This window comes from Streptomyces sp. NTD91, from assembly GCF_059510455.1.
In genome coordinates this window covers 83,004-100,400 of record NZ_JCAJZW010000024.1, presented here as the reverse complement: position 1 = coordinate 100,400, position 17,397 = coordinate 83,004, and the positions used below count along the sequence as shown (strand labels likewise).

General features: G+C 73.1%; 8 protein-coding genes and 1 tRNA gene. 8 read left to right on the top strand and 1 reads right to left on the bottom strand.

Annotated features, from left to right (window positions below; all coding sequences use genetic code 11):
• Window positions 1–31: 31 nt before the first annotated feature.
• The 5 genes from topA to AC5WRT_RS23825 all read left to right on the top strand — a co-directional run bounded on the left by topA (window position 32) and on the right by AC5WRT_RS23825 (window position 9,788).
• Window positions 32–2,866, top strand: coding sequence for a type I DNA topoisomerase (gene topA / locus AC5WRT_RS23845; RefSeq protein WP_496095744.1), 2,835 nt, complete (start codon window positions 32–34; stop codon window positions 2,864–2,866).
• Between the two features lie 245 nt (window positions 2,867–3,111).
• On the top strand, window positions 3,112–6,489 hold the full coding sequence (tmk, locus tag AC5WRT_RS23840) for a dTMP kinase (protein ID WP_496095745.1): 3,378 nt from the start codon (window positions 3,112–3,114) through the stop codon (window positions 6,487–6,489).
• A 195-nt stretch (window positions 6,490–6,684) separates the two neighbouring features.
• The gene (locus tag AC5WRT_RS23835; protein ID WP_496095746.1) at window positions 6,685–7,890 is read left to right on the top strand and encodes a DNA polymerase III subunit delta'; all 1,206 of its coding nucleotides are present in this window, start codon (window positions 6,685–6,687) and stop codon (window positions 7,888–7,890) included.
• A gap of 114 nt (window positions 7,891–8,004) precedes the next feature.
• Window positions 8,005–9,603, top strand: coding sequence for an alpha/beta hydrolase (locus tag AC5WRT_RS23830; RefSeq protein ID WP_496095747.1), 1,599 nt, complete (start codon window positions 8,005–8,007; stop codon window positions 9,601–9,603).
• 108 nt (window positions 9,604–9,711) lie between these two features.
• Window positions 9,712–9,788: transfer RNA gene (locus AC5WRT_RS23825), tRNA-Thr, on the top strand.
• Between the two features lie 13 nt (window positions 9,789–9,801).
• On the opposite strand, the gene AC5WRT_RS23820 is transcribed toward AC5WRT_RS23825, so the two are convergent.
• Window positions 9,802–11,304, bottom strand: a complete 1,503-nt coding sequence (locus AC5WRT_RS23820; RefSeq protein ID WP_496095748.1) for an MFS transporter — start codon at window positions 11,302–11,304, stop codon at window positions 9,802–9,804.
• A gap of 55 nt (window positions 11,305–11,359) precedes the next feature.
• Here AC5WRT_RS23820 and AC5WRT_RS23815 point away from each other — a divergent pair, with 55 nt between their 5' ends.
• The 3 genes from AC5WRT_RS23815 (at window position 11,360) to AC5WRT_RS23805 (ending at window position 17,287) form a co-directional block, all read left to right on the top strand.
• Window positions 11,360–12,169, top strand: coding sequence for a TetR/AcrR family transcriptional regulator (locus AC5WRT_RS23815; RefSeq protein WP_496095749.1), 810 nt, complete (start codon window positions 11,360–11,362; stop codon window positions 12,167–12,169).
• A gap of 276 nt (window positions 12,170–12,445) precedes the next feature.
• Window positions 12,446–13,339: a glycosyltransferase family 2 protein gene (locus AC5WRT_RS23810; protein ID WP_496095750.1), complete on the top strand. Its 894-nt coding sequence runs from the start codon at window positions 12,446–12,448 to the stop codon at window positions 13,337–13,339.
• A 456-nt stretch (window positions 13,340–13,795) separates the two neighbouring features.
• Window positions 13,796–17,287, top strand: coding sequence for an AfsR/SARP family transcriptional regulator (locus tag AC5WRT_RS23805; protein ID WP_496095751.1), 3,492 nt, complete (start codon window positions 13,796–13,798; stop codon window positions 17,285–17,287).
• The last annotated feature ends 110 nt before the right edge of the window (window positions 17,288–17,397 follow it).

Sequence of the window (17,397 nt, the reverse complement as noted above, 5' to 3'; positions counted from 1 at the left end):
GCCCAAGCGTCGACCGGAGAGAAGAGCGAAGTTGTCCCCGACCAGCGAGACCGCACAGGGCGGCCGCCGACTCGTCATCGTCGAGTCGCCTGCCAAGGCGAAGACGATCAAGGGCTACCTCGGCCCCGGCTACACCGTCGAGGCGAGCGTCGGGCACATCCGTGACCTCCCCAACGGCGCCGCGGAGGTGCCGGAGAAGTACACCGGCGAGGTCCGCCGCCTCGGTGTGGACGTAGACCATGACTTCCAGCCGATCTATGTGATCAACGCTGACAAGAAGGCGCAGGTCAAGAAGCTCAAGGACCTGCTGAAGGACTCCGACGAGCTGTTCCTCGCCACCGATGAGGACCGGGAGGGCGAGGCGATCGCCTGGCACCTCCAGGAGGTCCTCAAGCCGAAGATCCCGGTCAAGCGGATGGTGTTCCACGAGATCACCAAGGACGCGATCCGCGAGGCCGTCGCCAACCCGCGCCAGCTCAACCAGAAGCTGGTCGACGCCCAGGAGACCCGCCGCATCCTCGACCGCCTCTACGGCTACGAGGTCTCGCCGGTCCTGTGGAAGAAGGTCATGCCGCGCCTGTCGGCCGGCCGTGTCCAGTCCGTCGCCACACGACTGGTGGTCGAGCGGGAACGCGAGCGCATCGCCTTTCGTTCCGCCGAGTACTGGGACCTGACGGGCACCTTCGCGACCGGCCGCGCCGGAGACCCGTCGGACCCGTCGTCGCTGGTCGCCCGCCTGCAGACCGTCGACGGCCGGCGGATCGCGCAGGGCCGCGACTTCGACTCCGTGGGACGACTCAAGAGCGAGAACACCCTCCACCTCGACGAGGCGACCGCCCGCGCCCTGGCCGCCGCCCTGGAGAACACCCGCTTCTCGGTGCGGTCCGTCGAGTCCAAGCCGTACCGCCGCTCGCCGTACGCCCCGTTCCGTACGACGACGCTGCAGCAGGAGGCCAGCCGCAAGCTCGGCTTCGGTGCGAAGGCCACCATGCAGATCGCGCAGAAGCTGTACGAGAACGGCTACATCACGTACATGCGTACGGACTCCACGACGCTGAGCGACACGGCGGTCGGGGCGGCCCGCGCGCAGGTCACCCAGCTCTACGGCGCCGACTACCTGCCGCCGCAGCCGCGTACGTACGCCGCCAAGGTCAAGAACGCGCAGGAGGCCCACGAGGCGATCCGTCCCTCGGGCGATCGTTTCCGCACTCCCGCCGAGACCGGCCTGACCGGCGACCAGTTCAAGCTCTACGAGCTGATCTGGAAGCGGACCGTGGCCTCCCAGATGAAGGACGCGACCGGCAACAGCGTGACCGTGAAGATCGGCGGCACCGCCGCCGACGGCCGGGACGTCGAGTTCAGCGCCTCAGGCAAGACGATCACCTTCCACGGCTTCCTGAAGGCCTACGTCGAGGGTGCGGACGACCCGAACGCCGAGCTGGACGACCGCGAGCGCCGGCTGCCGCAGGTCGCCGAGGGGGACGCGCTGTCCGTCGAGGAGATCACGGTCGACGGCCACGCCACCAAGCCCCCGGCCCGCTACACCGAGGCCTCGCTGGTCAAGGAGCTGGAAGAGCGCGAAATCGGCCGCCCGTCGACGTACGCGTCGATCATCGGCACGATCCTCGACCGCGGCTACGTGTTCAAGAAGGGCACGGCCCTGGTGCCGTCCTTCCTGTCGTTCGCCGTGGTCAACCTCCTCGAGAAGCACTTCGGGCGGCTCGTCGACTACGACTTCACCGCCAAGATGGAGGACGACCTCGACCGCATCGCGGCCGGCGAGGCGAAGGCCGTGCCGTGGCTGAAGCGCTTCTACTTCGGCGAGGGGCTGGGCGGCGTCGGCACCGCGGCCGAGGCCGGCAACGGCGACGGGGACCACCTCGGCGGCCTCAAGGAGCTGGTGACCGACCTGGGCGCGATCGACGCGCGTGAGGTGTCGTCCTTCCCGGTCGGCAACGGCATCGTGCTCCGCGTGGGCCGTTTCGGGCCGTACATCGAGCGCGGCGAGAAGGACACAGAGGAGCACCAGCGTGCCGACATCCCGGCCGACCTGGCGCCGGACGAGCTGACCGTCGAGCTGGCCGAGAAGCTGCTGGCCGAGCCCAGCGGCGACCGGGAGCTGGGCACCGACCCGGCGACCGGCCACACCATCGTCGCCAAGAAGGGGCGCTACGGCCCCTACGTCACCGAGGTCCTGCCCGAGGGCACCCCGAAGACCGGCAAGAACGCCGTCAAGCCGCGTACCGCGTCGCTCTTCAAGTCGATGTCGCTCGACACGGTGACGCTCGACGACGCCCTGAAGCTGATGTCGCTGCCGCGTGTCGTCGGCACCGACGCCGACGGCCAGGAGATCACCGCGCAGAACGGCCGATACGGCCCGTATCTGAAGAAGGGCACGGACTCGCGCTCGCTGCAGGCCGAGGACCAGATCTTCACGATCACGCTGGAGGAGGCGCAGGCGATCTACGCCCAGCCCAAGCAGCGTGGGCGGGCCGCTGCCAAACCGCCGCTGAAGGAGCTGGGCGAGGACCCGGTCTCCGGCAAGCCGGTCGTGGTCAAGGACGGCCGCTTCGGTCCGTACGTCACCGACGGCGAGACCAACGCGACCCTGCGCTCCGGCGACAGCGTGGAGACGATCACCCCGGAGCGCGGCTTCGAACTCCTCGCCGAGAAGCGTGCGAAGGCCCCTGCCAAGAAGACCGCGAAGAAGGCCGCCACCAAGGCCACGGCCAAGAAGGCGGCTCCGGCGAAGAAGGCCGCCGCCAAGAAGACGGCGGCGAAGAAGACGACGAGCACGGCCGCGAAGAAGACGACCACGAAGAAGGCGGCGGCTTCGAAGGCCGCGACGTCGGGCACGCAGGACTGACAGCTCCGGCGGGCCTCCGCCGACTCCGTGGTGTGGGCCGGCGGCCTGCTGTCCGCGGCCGTCGAGCCGGCGGCCTCGCCGTCCGGCACCACAGGGTCGGCACGTGTTTCGAGCGGTGATCGGGACGAGCCGCCGGTCCTCTTCGGCTTCGCACAGTGAACGCCTCCGCATCACTTTGGTGTCGGGGCGTGCGCATGCCAGGAGAGGCGGGGTGTGGTGTCGGCGGCTGCGGATAGGCTGAACGCATGACGCGAGCCGAGCAGCCAACGGCCCCCACCACAGCTCCGGACGACGCCCTGGTCGCGGACTCCCGCGAGCGCGCCGTCCGTTCCCTGCTGCGCCGACCGCAGCTGAGGCGCTTGTGGAGCGCGCAGCTGGTCAGCGGTGTCGGCGACACCCTCGCACTCCTCGTCCTGGTCGTCCTGGTCCTCCAGGCGGCGATCATCCAGGGCGCGTTCGGAGGCGGATACCGGGGTGTCGCGTTCGCAGTGGCGACGGTCTTCGCGGCGCGCGTCCTCGCCGCGCTGCTCTTCGGCGCGATCCTCCTCGGCCCGCTGACCTCTCTCACCGCCCAGGAGGGCCCGCTCGACCGCCGCTGGGCCATGGTCGGCGCCGACGGCGTGCGTGCCGCCCTGCTGATCGTCGCCCCCCTGTGGATCGACTGGACCCCGGACAACGCACCGGCCGTCCTCCTCGTCACCGCCTTCGTCACCGGCGTCGCCGAGCGCCTGTGGACGGTGTGCCGGGAGAGCGCGGCCCCGGCCCTGCTGCCCGGCCCGCCCCCGGAGGGCGCCACCGTACGGCCGTTGCCCGACCACATGGACGCTCTGCGCCGTCTCTCGTTGCGCACGAGTTTCCTCGCCGTCCCGCTGGCCGCCGCCGCGCTGGTCGTCGCCGGTCTGCTGAACAATCTGCTGGGCACCGGCGTGGCCTGGTTCGACCAGCACCACGCGGCCCTCGGGTCGTATGTGGCGGCCGGCCTGTTCGCGGCCTCCCTGTCCCTGCTGACCTTCCTCGAGCTGCCCGCGGTGCGCACCCCCCGCGCGCGGTCCCCGCTGGAGGGCCTGCGTCGCCCTCGCACCGGCACCGGCGTCGACAAGGGCCGTACGGGCGCGATCCCGCTGCTCGTGCCGGCCTGCGCCGCCGTGGCCGGGGCCATCGCGGCGGCCGTCTCGGTGTGCGTGCTGCACGCCACCGACCTGGGCGGCGGCCCGGTCCTGTACGGGCTGCTGGTGCTGGGTCTGACCGGCGGCGTCGCGGTCGGCATCCGTACGGCGCCGGCGGTGCTGCCCTCGCTCTCGCGCCGTCGGCTGCTCGCCCTGACCATCGCCTTCACCGGCATCGCCCTGCTCGCCGCCGGGCTGGTCCCGGACGTCACCACCGTGCTGCTGATCGTCACCCTGGCCGGCGTCAGCGCGGGCGTGGCCGCCAACACCGGGCACGCCCTGCTCGACCAGGAGGCCGAGGACTACCGCCGGGCCCGCACCACCGAGCACCTGCACGCGGTCGTCCGGGTCTTCGTAGCGCTCGGCGCCCTGGTCGCGCCCGTCGTCGCCGGCCTCATCGGCCGGCACCGGCTGCAGAACGGCAGGTTCGTCTTCGCGCACGGCGGCGCCTCCTTCACCCTGATGCTCGTCGGCGCGCTGCTGCTGCCCGTGGCCGCGCTGGTGCTCGCCAAGGTCGACGACCGGTCCGGCATCCCGCTGCGCCAGGACCTGAAGGACGCGCTGCTCGGCGGCGACGACCCGGTCGAGGCACTGGCGACGAACGGTTTCTTCATCGCCCTGGAGGGCGGCGACGGCGCCGGCAAGTCCACCCAGGCCGAGGCCCTCGCCGAGTGGATCCGCGCCAAGGGCCACGAGGTCGTGCTCACCCGTGAGCCGGGGGCCACGCCCGTCGGCAAGCGGCTGCGCTCGATCCTGCTGGACGTGTCCTCGGCGGGCCTGTCCCACCGCGCGGAGGCGCTGCTGTACGCCGCCGACCGCGCCGAGCACGTCGACACCGTCGTACGGCCCGCCCTGGAGCGCGGCGCGGTGGTCATCTCCGACCGCTACATCGACTCGTCCGTCGCCTACCAGGGCGCCGGCCGCGACCTGTCCCCGACCGAGATCGCCCGCATCAACCGCTGGGCGACCAACGGACTCGTCCCGCATCTGACCGTCCTGCTGGACGTCTCCCCGGAGACCGCGCGCGAGCGGTTCACCGAGGCCCCGGACCGTCTGGAGTCGGAGCCGGCGGAGTTCCACGCCCGCGTGCGGTCCGGTTTCCTCACGCTGGCCGCCGCCGACCCCGGCCGTTACCTGGTCGTGGACGCAGGCCAGGAGGCCGAGGCCGTCACGACCGTGGTCCGGCACCGGCTGGACACCCTGCTTCCGCTGTCCGAGGCCGAGATCAAGGCCCAGGAGGAGGCGCGCCGCAAGGCCGAGGAGGAGGCCCGCCGCAAGGCCGAGGAGGAGGCCGCGCGCAAGGCCGAGGAGGAGCGCCTGGAGCGCGAGCGCCAGGAGGAGCTGGCCCGGCTGCGCGCCGAGGAGGAGGAACGCAAGCGCCGCGAGTTGGAGGAGGCGCAGCGCCGCGAGGCCGAGCGGCAGGCCGAGGAGGCCCGGCAGCGGGCGGCGGAGGCGGCCCGGCGCGCGGAGGAGGAGCGGCAGCGGCTGCTCGCCGAGGAGAAGGCCCGCGCCGAGGAGGAGGCGCGTCGCAGGGCCGAGGAGGAGCGGCGCCGCAGGCAGGCCGAGGAGGAGGCCAGGCTGCGCGCCGAGGAAGAGGCACGGCGCCTGGAGGCGCAGCGCAAGGCCGAGGAGGCGTTGCTGCGTGCCGAGGAGGCCCGCAGGCAGGCGGCCGAGGCAGCGGCGGCGGCCGACACGGCGGCCCGCCGTTCCAGCACGCATCTGCCGCCCGCACCCGGCGTGTTCCCGGACGCGACGACGGTTCCCACACCGGTGGTGTCGTCCGGCGAACGAGGTGAGGAGCCGGCCGGCGAGCACGGCGGCGGCACGCGCGGCACCGAGGCGACGGTCCCGACGCCGGTGGTCTCGCCGGGTCCGGGCGAGCCGTCGGGGCGCGGCGCGGGCACGGAGGAGACGACGGTGCTGCGTCCCGTGCGCGACGAGGCCGACGAGACCGAGGGCGGCGAGGCGGAAGGCACGCGGGACCGGCTTGGCGGACGGGCGGCCGCGTCCGGCGCCGACACCGAGGTGACGGCCGAGCTGCCGCAGCCGCAGGTCCCGGGTGCGGCGGACGAGACCGCGGTGCTCCCGCAGGTCCCGGGCGCGGCGGACGAGACCGCGGTGCTGCCGCCGGTGGTTCCCGGCGCGGCCGACGGGACGGCCGTACTGCCGCCCGTGCGCGGTGACGACCCGGCGGGCCGGGTGCCGCCCGGCTTCTTCCGGGACGAGCGGGCCGCCTCGGGCCCCGACGGCTCGGAGGACCGTACGCGTGAGATGCCGCAGCTCGATGCCGACGGCACCCCGCGCCGCCGGCCGCGCCCCGACTGGGCCGAGGAGACCCCGCTGGACGACCTGCCGTCGCTCGCGGACGAACTGCTGGGGTCGTACGACGAGCGGGAGCAGGGCGGCCAGGGCGAGGAGCAGGGCCGCGGGGGCCGCGGCCGGGGCCGGCGCGGCTGACGCCACCGGTTCCGCACGGGCACGGGGACACGGACACAGGGCGGCGCAGGTCCGCAGCAGCGGGCAGGCGCCGCCCTCGCGCTGTGGGTCACCGACGCCACGGCCGTCCCCGGAACGTGTGCGGAACCGGTTGTCAGTGCCCACCCGCACAATGGATTCCGGAACGCGGAGTGTGACGGAAGGGCGGCGTGACCCGTGACCGTATGGGACGACCTCGTCGGGCAGGAGAAGGTGAGCGCGGTGCTCGACGCGGCCGCGCGGGACGCCGACGCCCTGGTCACGGCCGCCGCGGCCGACGAGCCGCTGCCCGAGGCGTCGAGGATGACGCACGCCTGGCTGTTCACGGGCCCGCCCGGCGCGGGCCGGAACCAGGCGGCCAGGGCCTTCGCCGCGGCCCTGCAGTGCGTGAGCCCCGACCGAGCCCTCGGCGGCGCCCCCGGCTGCGGCTTCTGCGACGGCTGCCACACCGCGCTGCTCGGCACCCACGCGGACGTCACCTCGGTGGCTGCGGTCGGCTCCGAGATCCTGGTGAGGGACATGCGGGACACGGTCCGCAAGTCGTTCACCGCCCCGGCGAACGGCCGCTGGCAGATCATCCTGGTCGAGGACGCCGAGCGGCTGAACGAGAAGTCGGCCAACGCCGTCCTGAAGGCGGTGGAGGAGCCTGCCCCCCGCACGGTCTGGCTGCTGTGCGCCCCCTCCATCGAGGACGTCCTGCCCACGATCCGCTCCCGCTGCCGCCACCTGAACCTGCGCACGCCGTCCGTGGACGCGGTCGCCGAGATGCTGATGCGGCACGACGGCGTCGAGCCCGAGGTCGCGGTGGCCGCCGCCCGCGCCACCCAGGGGCACGTCGACCGCGCCCGGCGCCTGGCCACCGATCCGGCGGCCCGCGAGCGCCGCGCGGCCGTGCTGAAGCTGCCGCTGCGGCTCGACGAGGTCGGCGCCTGCCTCAAGGCCGCCCAGGAACTGGTCGACGCGGCCGCCGAGGACGCCAAGCAGCTCGCCGAGGAGATGGACGGCAAGGAGGCCGAGGAGCTGAAGGCGGCACTCGGCGCGGCCCAGGGCGGCCGACTGCCACGGGGTACGGCGGGCGTGATGAAGGACCTCGAGGACATGCAGAAGCGCCGCAGAACCCGCACGCAGCGCGACAGTCTCGACGTCGCCCTCGGCGACCTCACGGCCTTCTACCGAGATGTCCTCGCCCTGCAGCTCGGCTCCCGCGCGGCGATCGCCAACGAAGACGCGCAGGACGCCCTGGACCGGTTGGCGCGCGGCAGCACCCCGGAGTCCACGCTCCGCCGCATCGAGGCGATCGCCGCCTGCCGCGAGGCCCTGGACCGCAACGTGTCCCCGCTGCTGGCGGTCGAGGCGATGACGATGGCGCTGCGGGCGGGCTGAGCCCGGGAAGGCGGACCGATGCGGTCACGGTACGAAGCCGCCGTTGTCCCCCGTACGAGGCGACAATCCCCCACGCACCGCTTCCGGCTCACCGCGGAGCGTTACGCTCACCTGATGCACACCAGGCCACCCCTCCGCCGGACCACGGGCACCCGCACCCGCACGGCCCGCCTCACGGCCACGCTGTTCACGGCCGCCGCCCTGTTCCTGACCGCCTGCTCCGCCGGGAGCTCGACCTCGGCCGGGGGCACGGTGGACGCCGCGCTGGCCGCGCTGCCGCGTGCGACACCGCCGGAGCTGTCGCCGTACTACACCCAGAGCCTGCGCTGGCGCGCGTGCGGTGTCACCGGTTTCGAGTGCGCGACGATGAAGGCCCCGCTCGACTACGCGAAGCCCGGGGCGGGAGACGTCCGGCTCGCCGTCGCACGCAAGAAGGCCACCGGCAGGGGCAGGCCGCTCGGTTCGCTGCTGGTCAACCCGGGCGGTCCCGGTGGCTCGGCGATCGCCTACCTGCAGAGTTACGCAGGTGTCGGCTATCCGGCCGACGTCCGCGCCCACTACGACATGGTCGCCATGGACCCACGGGGCGTCGCCGGCAGCGAGCCCGTCGAATGTCTGGACGGCCGCCGCATGGACGCGTACACGCAGACCGACCTGACGCCCGACGACCAGAAGGAGCGGGAGGCGCTGGTCGCGGCGGACAGGACGTTCGACGAGAGCTGCGCGGCGCACTCGGCGCGGCTGCTGCGGCACGTCTCCACGGTCGAGGCGGCGCGGGACATGGACATCCTGCGGGCGGTGCTGGGTGATCCGAAACTGAACTACGTGGGGGCGTCGTACGGCACGTTCCTCGGGGCGACGTACGCGGGCCTGTTCCCCGGCCGGGTCGGCCGGATGGTGCTGGACGGCGCGATGGACCCGTCCGTGGACGCCCGGCAGATGGACCTGGACCAGACGGCCGGCTTCGAGACCGCGTTCCAGGCGTTCGCGAAGGACTGCGTCCGGCACGCCGACTGCCCGCTCGGCACCGGTGGCACGACCCCCGCGCAGGTCGGTGACCACCTGGAGGCGTTCTTCCGGAAGCTCGACGCGCACCCCGTCCCGGCCGGTGATCCCGACGGCCGTGAGCTGGGCGAGGCGCTGGCCACGACCGGAGTGATCGCGGCGATGTACGACCAGGGCACCTGGGGGCAACTGCGCGAGGCGCTGACCTCGGCCATGAGGGGAAACGACGGCGCGGGTCTGCTCGCGCTCTCCGACAGCTACTACGAACGCGACGCCGGCGGGCACTACAGCAACCTGATGATGGCCAACGCCGCCGTGAACTGCCTGGACCTGCCGCCGGCCTTCACCGGCCCCGGCCAGGTCGAACAGGCGCTGCCGGCCTTCGAGAAGGCGTCCCCGGTCTTCGGCCGGATCCTGGCCTGGTCCTCGCTGAACTGCGCGTACTGGCCGGTGAAGGCCACGGGTGAGCCGCACCGCATCGAGGCGAAGGGCGCGGCGCCGATCGTGGTGGTCGGTACCACCCGCGACCCGGCGACCCCCTACCGCTGGGCCCGCTCCCTCGCCCACCAGCTCTCCTCGAGCCGCCTGCTGACGTACGTCGGCGACGGCCACACCGCCTTCGGTCGCGGCAGCGCCTGCATCGACTCGACGATCAGGGCGTACTTGGTGCGGGGCACCCCACCGGCCGAGGGAAAGCGCTGCTCATAGCCCCTGCCGCCGGCCCCGGAGCCCCGGGCTCCGGGGCCGGTGCGAAGCACCCCTGGAAACTGTGTAGACTTACCGACGTTGCCGATCGCACCATGGTGCGGGCAGCGCGCCGCTTTAGCTCAGATGGCCAGAGCAACGCACTCGTAATGCGTAGGTCTCGGGTTCGAATCCCGAAAGCGGCTCCACTCGGACCCCAGGTCAAGTACTCGCCGACCTGGGGTTTTCTTGTGTCCTGGTGGGCACGTGGTGTGGCGCTGCCTGGTCGGCGCGGTGGGGCACGAGGAGGTCGGCCGTGCCGACCGCCAGGGCTGCGCAGGTCAGGGCCGCCGCGCCGTAGAGGCTGTGGCTCGTGGCGTGCGGGAAGTCGCCGTGGGTCGTGGCCAGGCGGTTGTAGAAGAGGGTCGCTGCGACGGCGGTGCCCAGCGAGGTGCCGATGCGCTGGCCGGTCTGCAGGACGGCGGCCGCCGCACCGCTGCGGGCGGGGGGTACGTCGGCGAGTGCCAGGGTCTGGTTGGGGCCGATGACCAGGCCGTTGCCCAGGCCGGCCAGGAGGAGGGGGCCGAGGACGTACAGCCAGATGCGGCCGTGCGGATGATGGTTGACGACGGCGGCGGTGGTCCCGAGCCCGAGCGCCACGGCGGTGATGCCGGCGACCACCATGGGGCGGCCGAAACGGAACACGGCGCGTCCGCCCGGCGTGGAGGTGAGCGCGGAGCCCAGGGCAAATGGCAGTCCGGTCGCTCCGGCCTCCAGTGCCGAGTAGCCGTGGCCCTGCTGCAGATAGAGGGTCAGCACGAGGAGCAGGCCGGTGCAGCCGGCGAAGTACACCGAGCCGACGGCGCTCCCGGTGCCGAAGGAACGGGCGCGCAGCAGCCCGAGGTCGACCAGGGGATCGTGTCCCGTCCGCCGCCACAGGGTCTCCCATACGACGAAGCAGACGAGCAGCCCGGCCGCGAGGCCGAACAGCCACCACCGCACCGACGCGGCGCGCTGCTCCTGTTCGATCATCGGCAGCAGGACCGCGGCGACACCCCCGCCCAGCAGGAGAACGCCCACCAGGTCCAGGCCCTTGCCGGTGCGCCGCGGCCTCGTCCTCGGCAGGCACACCACGCCCAGCACCAGGGCGATCAGCCCGATGGGCAGGTTGACCAGGAACACCCAGCGCCAGCCACTGTGCACGCCGGCCGCCTGGATCAGCACACCGCCGGCGAGCGGGCCGACGGCGGTGGAGATCGCGATCGAGGCGCCGTACAGGCCGAAGGCGCGACCCCGCTCCGGGCCCCGGAACAGCTGCTGGATCATCCCGATGACCTGCGGGTTGAGCAGCCCGCCCGCCGCGCCCTGGAGGAGGCGGGCGACGACCAGCCACGTGGGGTCGGGGGAGACTGCGCACAGCACGCTCACCGCGGTGAAGAAGGCCAGTCCGGCCAGAAACATGGGCTCGCGCCCCAGGAGGTCACCGAGTTTGCCCGCCGGCACCAGGGCGAGCCCGAAGGTGAGGGTGTATCCGGAGACGACCCACGACACGTCCGCCGGGGAGGCGCCGAGCCCTCTCTGCATGGAGGGCAGTGCGACGTTGACGATGCTGACGTCGAGCAGGGTCATGAATCCCGCGATCAGGCAGACCGCCAGGGCGCGCCAGCGGCGGGGATCGGGGGACCCTGGGTCGTCCGCAGGGTCGTGATGGCTGCGTTGTTCCATATTTACACCGTACACACATCTGCTTACGCCGTAAATTAACGGTAACGTTGTACGCATGCCTGCCGATCGCACTGACCGAGCCACCGACCGCACAGCCCGCACGGACCGCGCCGAGGACGCGGACACCGGGCGGGCCGATGCCTCGATGTCCGTCTGGGAACGGATGGCCCAGTCCCCGTCGGCCCCGCGCCCGGTCCTCACGCATGCGCGGATCGTGGCGGCCGCGCTCGCGATCGCCGACACCGACGGCCTCGACGCCGTCTCCATGAGGCGCCTGGCGACCGAGCTCGGCGTCTCCGCGATGACGTGTTACCGGTACGTCTCAGGCAAGGACGACATCATCGAGCTGATGCTCGACAGGGTGCGGGCGGAGGTGCTGCTGGAGCAGCCGGGCGGCTTCTGGCGGGAGGTGCTGCGGGCTTCCGCCCTGCACTTCCGCCAGGTGGTCCTGCGGCACCCGTGGATGACAGACGTCCCCGGCAGGATCCTGTTCGCCCCCACGCCGGCTCATCTGGCGCTCATGGAGCAGCTGTTCACCGCGCTGGACGGGCTCGGGCTGTCCATGGAGCAGATGGCCGACATCACCGGCGCCGTCACCGCGTACACCCGCGCCAGCACCCATGACGAGATCGCCCGGGCCCGGCTGCGCGCTCCCGAGGGCTGGAGCAGCGGACAGGAGGCCCGGAAGGCGAACCTCGGCCGCCTCTCCTTCCTTCTCGAGGCCGGCGACTACCCGCTCTACCGGCGATACGTGCGTGAGGCCTCACCCGACGACGACGAGAACGCCCGCTTCGAGTTCGGCCTCGACTGCCTCCTCGACGGCATGGCCACCCGTCTGAACCTCCCTCCCCGGCCACCTCGCTGACCGCCCCTCGGCAGGGGCGCCGCCGGCCGGGGATCGATCGAACCCCGCACAGCGACGGCCCGCCCGGGCTACCCGCGCCCGCGCACAGGCAGGGCGTTGCGCGGGGTTGCCCTTCGGTCCGGAGGGGGTTCTTCCAATCCTGGCAAAATATTGCAAAAGGGATGCAAGGCGGATCGGCTCCGGAGCAACGGCCGTAGGTGAGGCAACATCTTGGTGAACGGCGGGCGCCGCGCGGTCAGGACGCGGTGCCGCCGTCGGCCGGATGGGGTGTGGAACGTGCTGGAGCCGAGGATCGCCGTAGCCGTGGTGACCATGGGGAACCGGCCCGCCGAGGTCGACGCCCTGCTGGAGTCCGTGGCCAAGCAGGACCTCGCCCCCGCCCGCATCGTGATCGTCGGCAACGGCTGCCGGCTGCCCGAGTTCGCTCGCCGGCTCTCCCTGCCCGGCGAGGTCACCACCATCGACGTCGAGGAGAACCTAGGCTGCCCGGGCGGCCGTAACGTCGCGCTCGCCCGGCTGCGCGAGTACGGCGACGTGGACGTCGTCGTGGAACTGGACGACGACGGATTGCTCGTCGACGCCGATGTGCTGCGGCGGGTACGCGACCTGTATGTCGCCGACCCCCGCCTCGGCATCGTCGGCTTCCGCATCGCCGACGAGCACGGCGAGACCCAGCAGCGGCACGTGCCCCGCGTCGGCGGCTCCGATCCGATGCGCGGCGGTTACGTCACCGGCTTCCTCGGCGGCGGACACGCCCTGAGCATGGCGATGCTGGCCGAGACCGGGGACTGGCCGGCCGAGTTCTTCTTCGCGCACGAGGAGACCGACCTCGCCTGGCGCGCCGCCGACGCCGGCTGGAAGATTCTCTACGCCCCCCAGTTGCTCCTCCAGCACCCCAAGACCTCACCGGCCCGGCACGCCATCTACTACCGCGTCAACGCCCGCAACCGCGTCTGGCTCGTCCGGCGCCGGCTGCCGTGGCCGCTGGTCCCCGTGCACCTCGGGGTGTGGACGCTGCTCACGCTCGCCCGCACGCGTTCGGGGGCCGGGCTGAAGGCCTGGTTCGGCGGGTTCGTGGAAGGGCTCCGGAAACCGGCGGGCGAACGCCGCCCCATGCGCTGGCGGACGGTGTGGCGACTGAGCAGACTGGGGCGTCCGCCGGTGATCTGAGGCGGCGGCTCGCCGGGACCGGCGGAGACCTGGGGGCGAAGACGAGCTGAAGCCCGGCCGGAGAAGAGAAGCGGGACGGGGCCCCGGGCGTTCACCTCCGCCGACCGGGGCCCCTTGCGTCCCCGGACCCGGCCTGCGGCGACACTCCCCCGAGTTACGCGACATACGCGCGCGCCGTAGGTCCAGATCCGATGGAAATGATCAGATCAGGGCTCGCCAACGGATCGCTAACATGTGGCCAACGGTTCGTCGTGGGCTGACGGATCCACTGGCTGGAACTCGTCGGCGGTCTGCCCGAAGCGGGCCCTCGGACAGGCCGATCCCGGATCGCCCGGCCGACAGACGGTGGCGGGAAACCGCCGTGGACAAGCGGCAGTCCAGCCACGGAACGGCGGGTGTGGACTCGTCGCGGAGAGCGGTCGGACCCGACCGTGCGGGAAGGCAGTGGAGCGCGTGATGCGGCGGTGCGAGCTGCGGTTCGGACTGCTGGGACCACCCGTCCTGTACGACCGACAGTCGTTCGGGATCTCGTGCAACGGCCCCGACGCCCTTTCCGGCGAGCCGGCCGCCGCCGGCACCCGTTCCGGTGAGCCCGTTGCCGCCGGCCCCGCACCGCTTTTCCAGGCCCCGGACGACGCCGTCGACAACGGCGTCCGTGCCATCGGCAGTCCCAAGGTGCGCGCCCTGCTCGCCGCGTTGCTCCTGGAGCCGGGCCGGGTGGTGTCGGTGGAGTCGCTGAAGGACGCCCTGTGGGGCGGAGCGCCGCCGGTGTCCGCGCAGGCGTCCCTGCACAATCACGTCACCCGGCTGCGCCGGCTCCTGGACGACCCCGACCGACTCAGGGCCGTAGCGCCCGGTTACCTCCTGCGCGTCGACCAGGGCGAGTTGGACGTGCACGTCTTCGACGCCCGGGTGTCCGAGGCGCGTGCCGCGCACGCCGGGGGAGACTGGCCCGGCGTCGTAAGGGCCTGTGCGGCCGGACTCGCGCTCTGGCGCGGCACCCCGCTCAGCGGGCTGCCGGCCGACATCGGCGGTTACGCCCTGGTGCAGCGTCTGGAGGAGGCGCGACGGCTCCTGCTGGAATGGCGCTACGACGCCGAACTCGCCCTCGGTGGCGACCGTCTGGCCGGGAGCGTGCCGGAACTCGCGGCACTGGTCGCCGAGTATCCGCTGCGCGAGGCCTACCACCGTCAGCTCATGCTCGCCCTGCACCGCACCGGCCGCCAGGCCGAGGCCCTCGCCGTCCACCGCGATCTGCGCGCCCACCTGATCGAGGAACTGGGCGTCGAACCCGGCCTGTCGGTCCGCGAGGCGCATGCCGAGGTGCTGCGGGGGAGCGACGAGAACGGGCAGTGGGCGCAGGAGGAACGCGACGGCGGGCGCCGGGGCACCGAGGGCGCCGTCCGCCAACAGGTTGACGGCCGACGGGACTTGGATACCGAGGTGGAGTCCGGAAGCCCGGCCGACAGCGGCGCCGCGCCGGACGTCCGGCACGCTCCGCGTCCCGCCCAGCTGCCGCCTCCCCCCGGGCACTTCACCGGGCGCGTCGACGTGCGCCGGGCGTTGCGGCGTGCGCTCACCGGGTCGGCCGCCCCCGCTCCGGCCGTCGCCGTGATCAGCGGCATGGCGGGCGTCGGCAAGAGCGCGCTGGCGCTGCATGTCGCGCATGAGCTGCGCGAACGTTTCACCGATGGACAGTTGTACGTCAACCTGCACGGGGCCACCCCCGGCATGACCCCGCTCACCTCCGTCCAGGCACTCGCCGCGCTGCTCCGGGACCTCGGCGTCGAACCGCGCAGCATCCCCGAACACCCCGACGCGGCGAGCGCGTTGCTCCGCTCGCTGCTCGCCCCCGCCCGCGTGCTGCTGGTGCTGGACGACGCGGCGACCGCGGCCCAGGTACGGCCCCTGCTCCCGGCCGGCTCCGGTTGTGCCGTGATCGTCACCAGTCGCTCACCCCTGACCGCCCTCGACGGCGCCCGGCGCTTCCCGCTCGGCCCACTGACCGGCGAGGACAGCGCGGCACTGCTGCGCGCGGTCAGCGGACGCGTGGGGCTGGACGCCGGCCACGCGCTGGTCGAGCTGACCGGCCGACTGCCGCTGGCGCTGCGTGTCGTCGCCGCCAGGCTCGCCGCGCGCCGCGCCCTCACCCCCGACGTGTTGGCCAGCCAACTGGCCGACACCGGCGGACGGTTGCGTCACCTCGAGTACGACGACCTGAGCGTGCGGCGTTCCCTGGCCGTCGCCCACGACGCGCTGGCCGCCGCCGAACGCGAGGCGGACCGGGACGCCGCCCTCGCCCTGCGCCGCATCGGCGCGCTCGACCTGCCGACCTACGGCGCCCCTCTGATCGCCCGCCTCACCGGTACCGACGAACGCCGCGCCGAAGCCGCCCTGGACCGCCTGGTCGACGTCGCCCTCCTGGAGGAAACCGCCTACGGCCGCTACGCCCCCCACGACCTGGTCCGCGACTTCGCCCGCGAACTGGCGGACCTGGAGGAGGGGGAGCGCGGGGTGGGGTCCGACGCCGGATCGAACAGCGGGCGGGATGCCATGGTCGCTGGGGAGTGGGGCGCGCTGTCCGGCGTGGGGGCGGGCATCGGGTCCGGCATGGACTCGGGGTCCCCGCCCGGCACCGGGGCCGGCGCGCCGTCCGGCGCCGAGTCGCGCCCCGGCGCGTCTCCGGACCGGGTCGGCCGGGCCGTTCACGCTGTCACCGTCGTGTCCACGTCCCCCCGCACCACCGTGCCCACCTCGGCCGCCGTATCCGACCCGCTCGCGGTTTGCGGTCCCGCTCCCGACCACGGTTCCGGTCCGGCTCTCGATCTGACCGCTCTGCGCTGGTACGCCGCCGTGGCCGAGAGGGTGTTGGAGGCGGTTGTGGAGCCCGGGATCGATCAGGACGACCGGCGTCGGGCGACGTGTGCGCAGCCGCCGGAGCACGCGGCCGACGTGGCCGAGCTGGCGCGCTTCGAGTCGGCCGAGCAAGCCCATGCCTGGGGCGAGGTGGAGCTGGAGAACGTCGTGGCCCTGGTGTCCCGGAACGCGGGCACGTCCGACCCGCTTCGGGCCGCCCATCTCTCCACGCTCGCGCGGCTGCTCTTCCCCTACGTCCAGCGTGGCGGCCGGGTGGCCGAGATGGAGGTGCTGGGGCGGGCAGCCCTCGGGGCGGCGCGGCGGCTCGGGGACGCGGCGGCCGAGGCCTACGCGCTGGGCGACCTGGCGGCCCTGCACTTCCTCACCGGCAGGCAGAAGGACGCCCTCGCCCTCACCGACCGGTCCCTGGAGATCTGGCAGCGGCTCGGTGTCCTCTCCAGGATCCGGCGCACCCTGAACAACCGGGGGCTGCTGCTGGAGGGGCTCGGCCGGTTCGCGGAGTCCGAGGAGGCGCTGCGGCAGAGCCTCACGTACTCGCGGCAGCTGAACGACCCGTACGGAGAGGCCGTCACCCACAGCCATCTCGGCAACCTCTACGAGCACACCGATCCGCGCGCCGCTATCGAGCAGCACCGGCTTTCGCTGGCGATCGGGAACGAGATCGGCGCCGTCATCGTGCAGCACTCGGCGCACTGCAACATCGGCTACGCCCATCTCGCCCTCGTCGAACCGGCCGCCGCCGCCCGGCACTTCGAGGAGAGCCTGCGCATCCTCGGCGGCCACGGCGACTGGCACGGGGAGTCCCAGACCCGGCTCGGCCTGGTCCGCGCGCTGCGGCAGCTGGGGGAGACCGAGCGGGCCGGTCGCGAGTGCGCGGAGCTGCTGCGCCGAGCCGACGCCCGCGCCGACGGCTACATGGGCGGCCTGGCGCGGCACCAGCACGGGCTGCTGCTGAGCGCGCGGGGCCGGCGAGCGGAGGCGAACGACGCCTGGCGCGCTGCGCTCGCGGCACTGGACGGCACCGACGAGCAGGCGGTCGTGGGGGAGTTGCAGAACCTTCTCGAGGAGTGACCGGCTGCTTCGCCGCTCCCGTCGGGCAGTGCGCAGAGTGGGAGTGCCCCGCCGCAGCCCTCACGCAGTGACCGGAGCATCGCCGCAGCGCAGCCGATGCCGGCCGTGCA

Excerpts from the sequence above, each read along its gene's own strand:
- AC5WRT_RS23830 (WP_496095747.1), top strand. The coding sequence starts at position 8,005 with ATGCACACCAGGCCACCCCTCCGCCGGACCACGGGCACCCGCACCCGC.
- tmk (WP_496095745.1), top strand. The coding sequence starts at position 3,112 with ATGACGCGAGCCGAGCAGCCAACGGCCCCCACCACAGCTCCGGACGAC.
- AC5WRT_RS23805 (WP_496095751.1), top strand. The coding sequence starts at position 13,796 with ATGCGGCGGTGCGAGCTGCGGTTCGGACTGCTGGGACCACCCGTCCTG.
- AC5WRT_RS23815 (WP_496095749.1), top strand. The coding sequence starts at position 11,360 with ATGCCTGCCGATCGCACTGACCGAGCCACCGACCGCACAGCCCGCACG.
- AC5WRT_RS23820 (WP_496095748.1), bottom strand. The coding sequence starts at position 11,304 with ATGGAACAACGCAGCCATCACGACCCTGCGGACGACCCAGGGTCCCCC.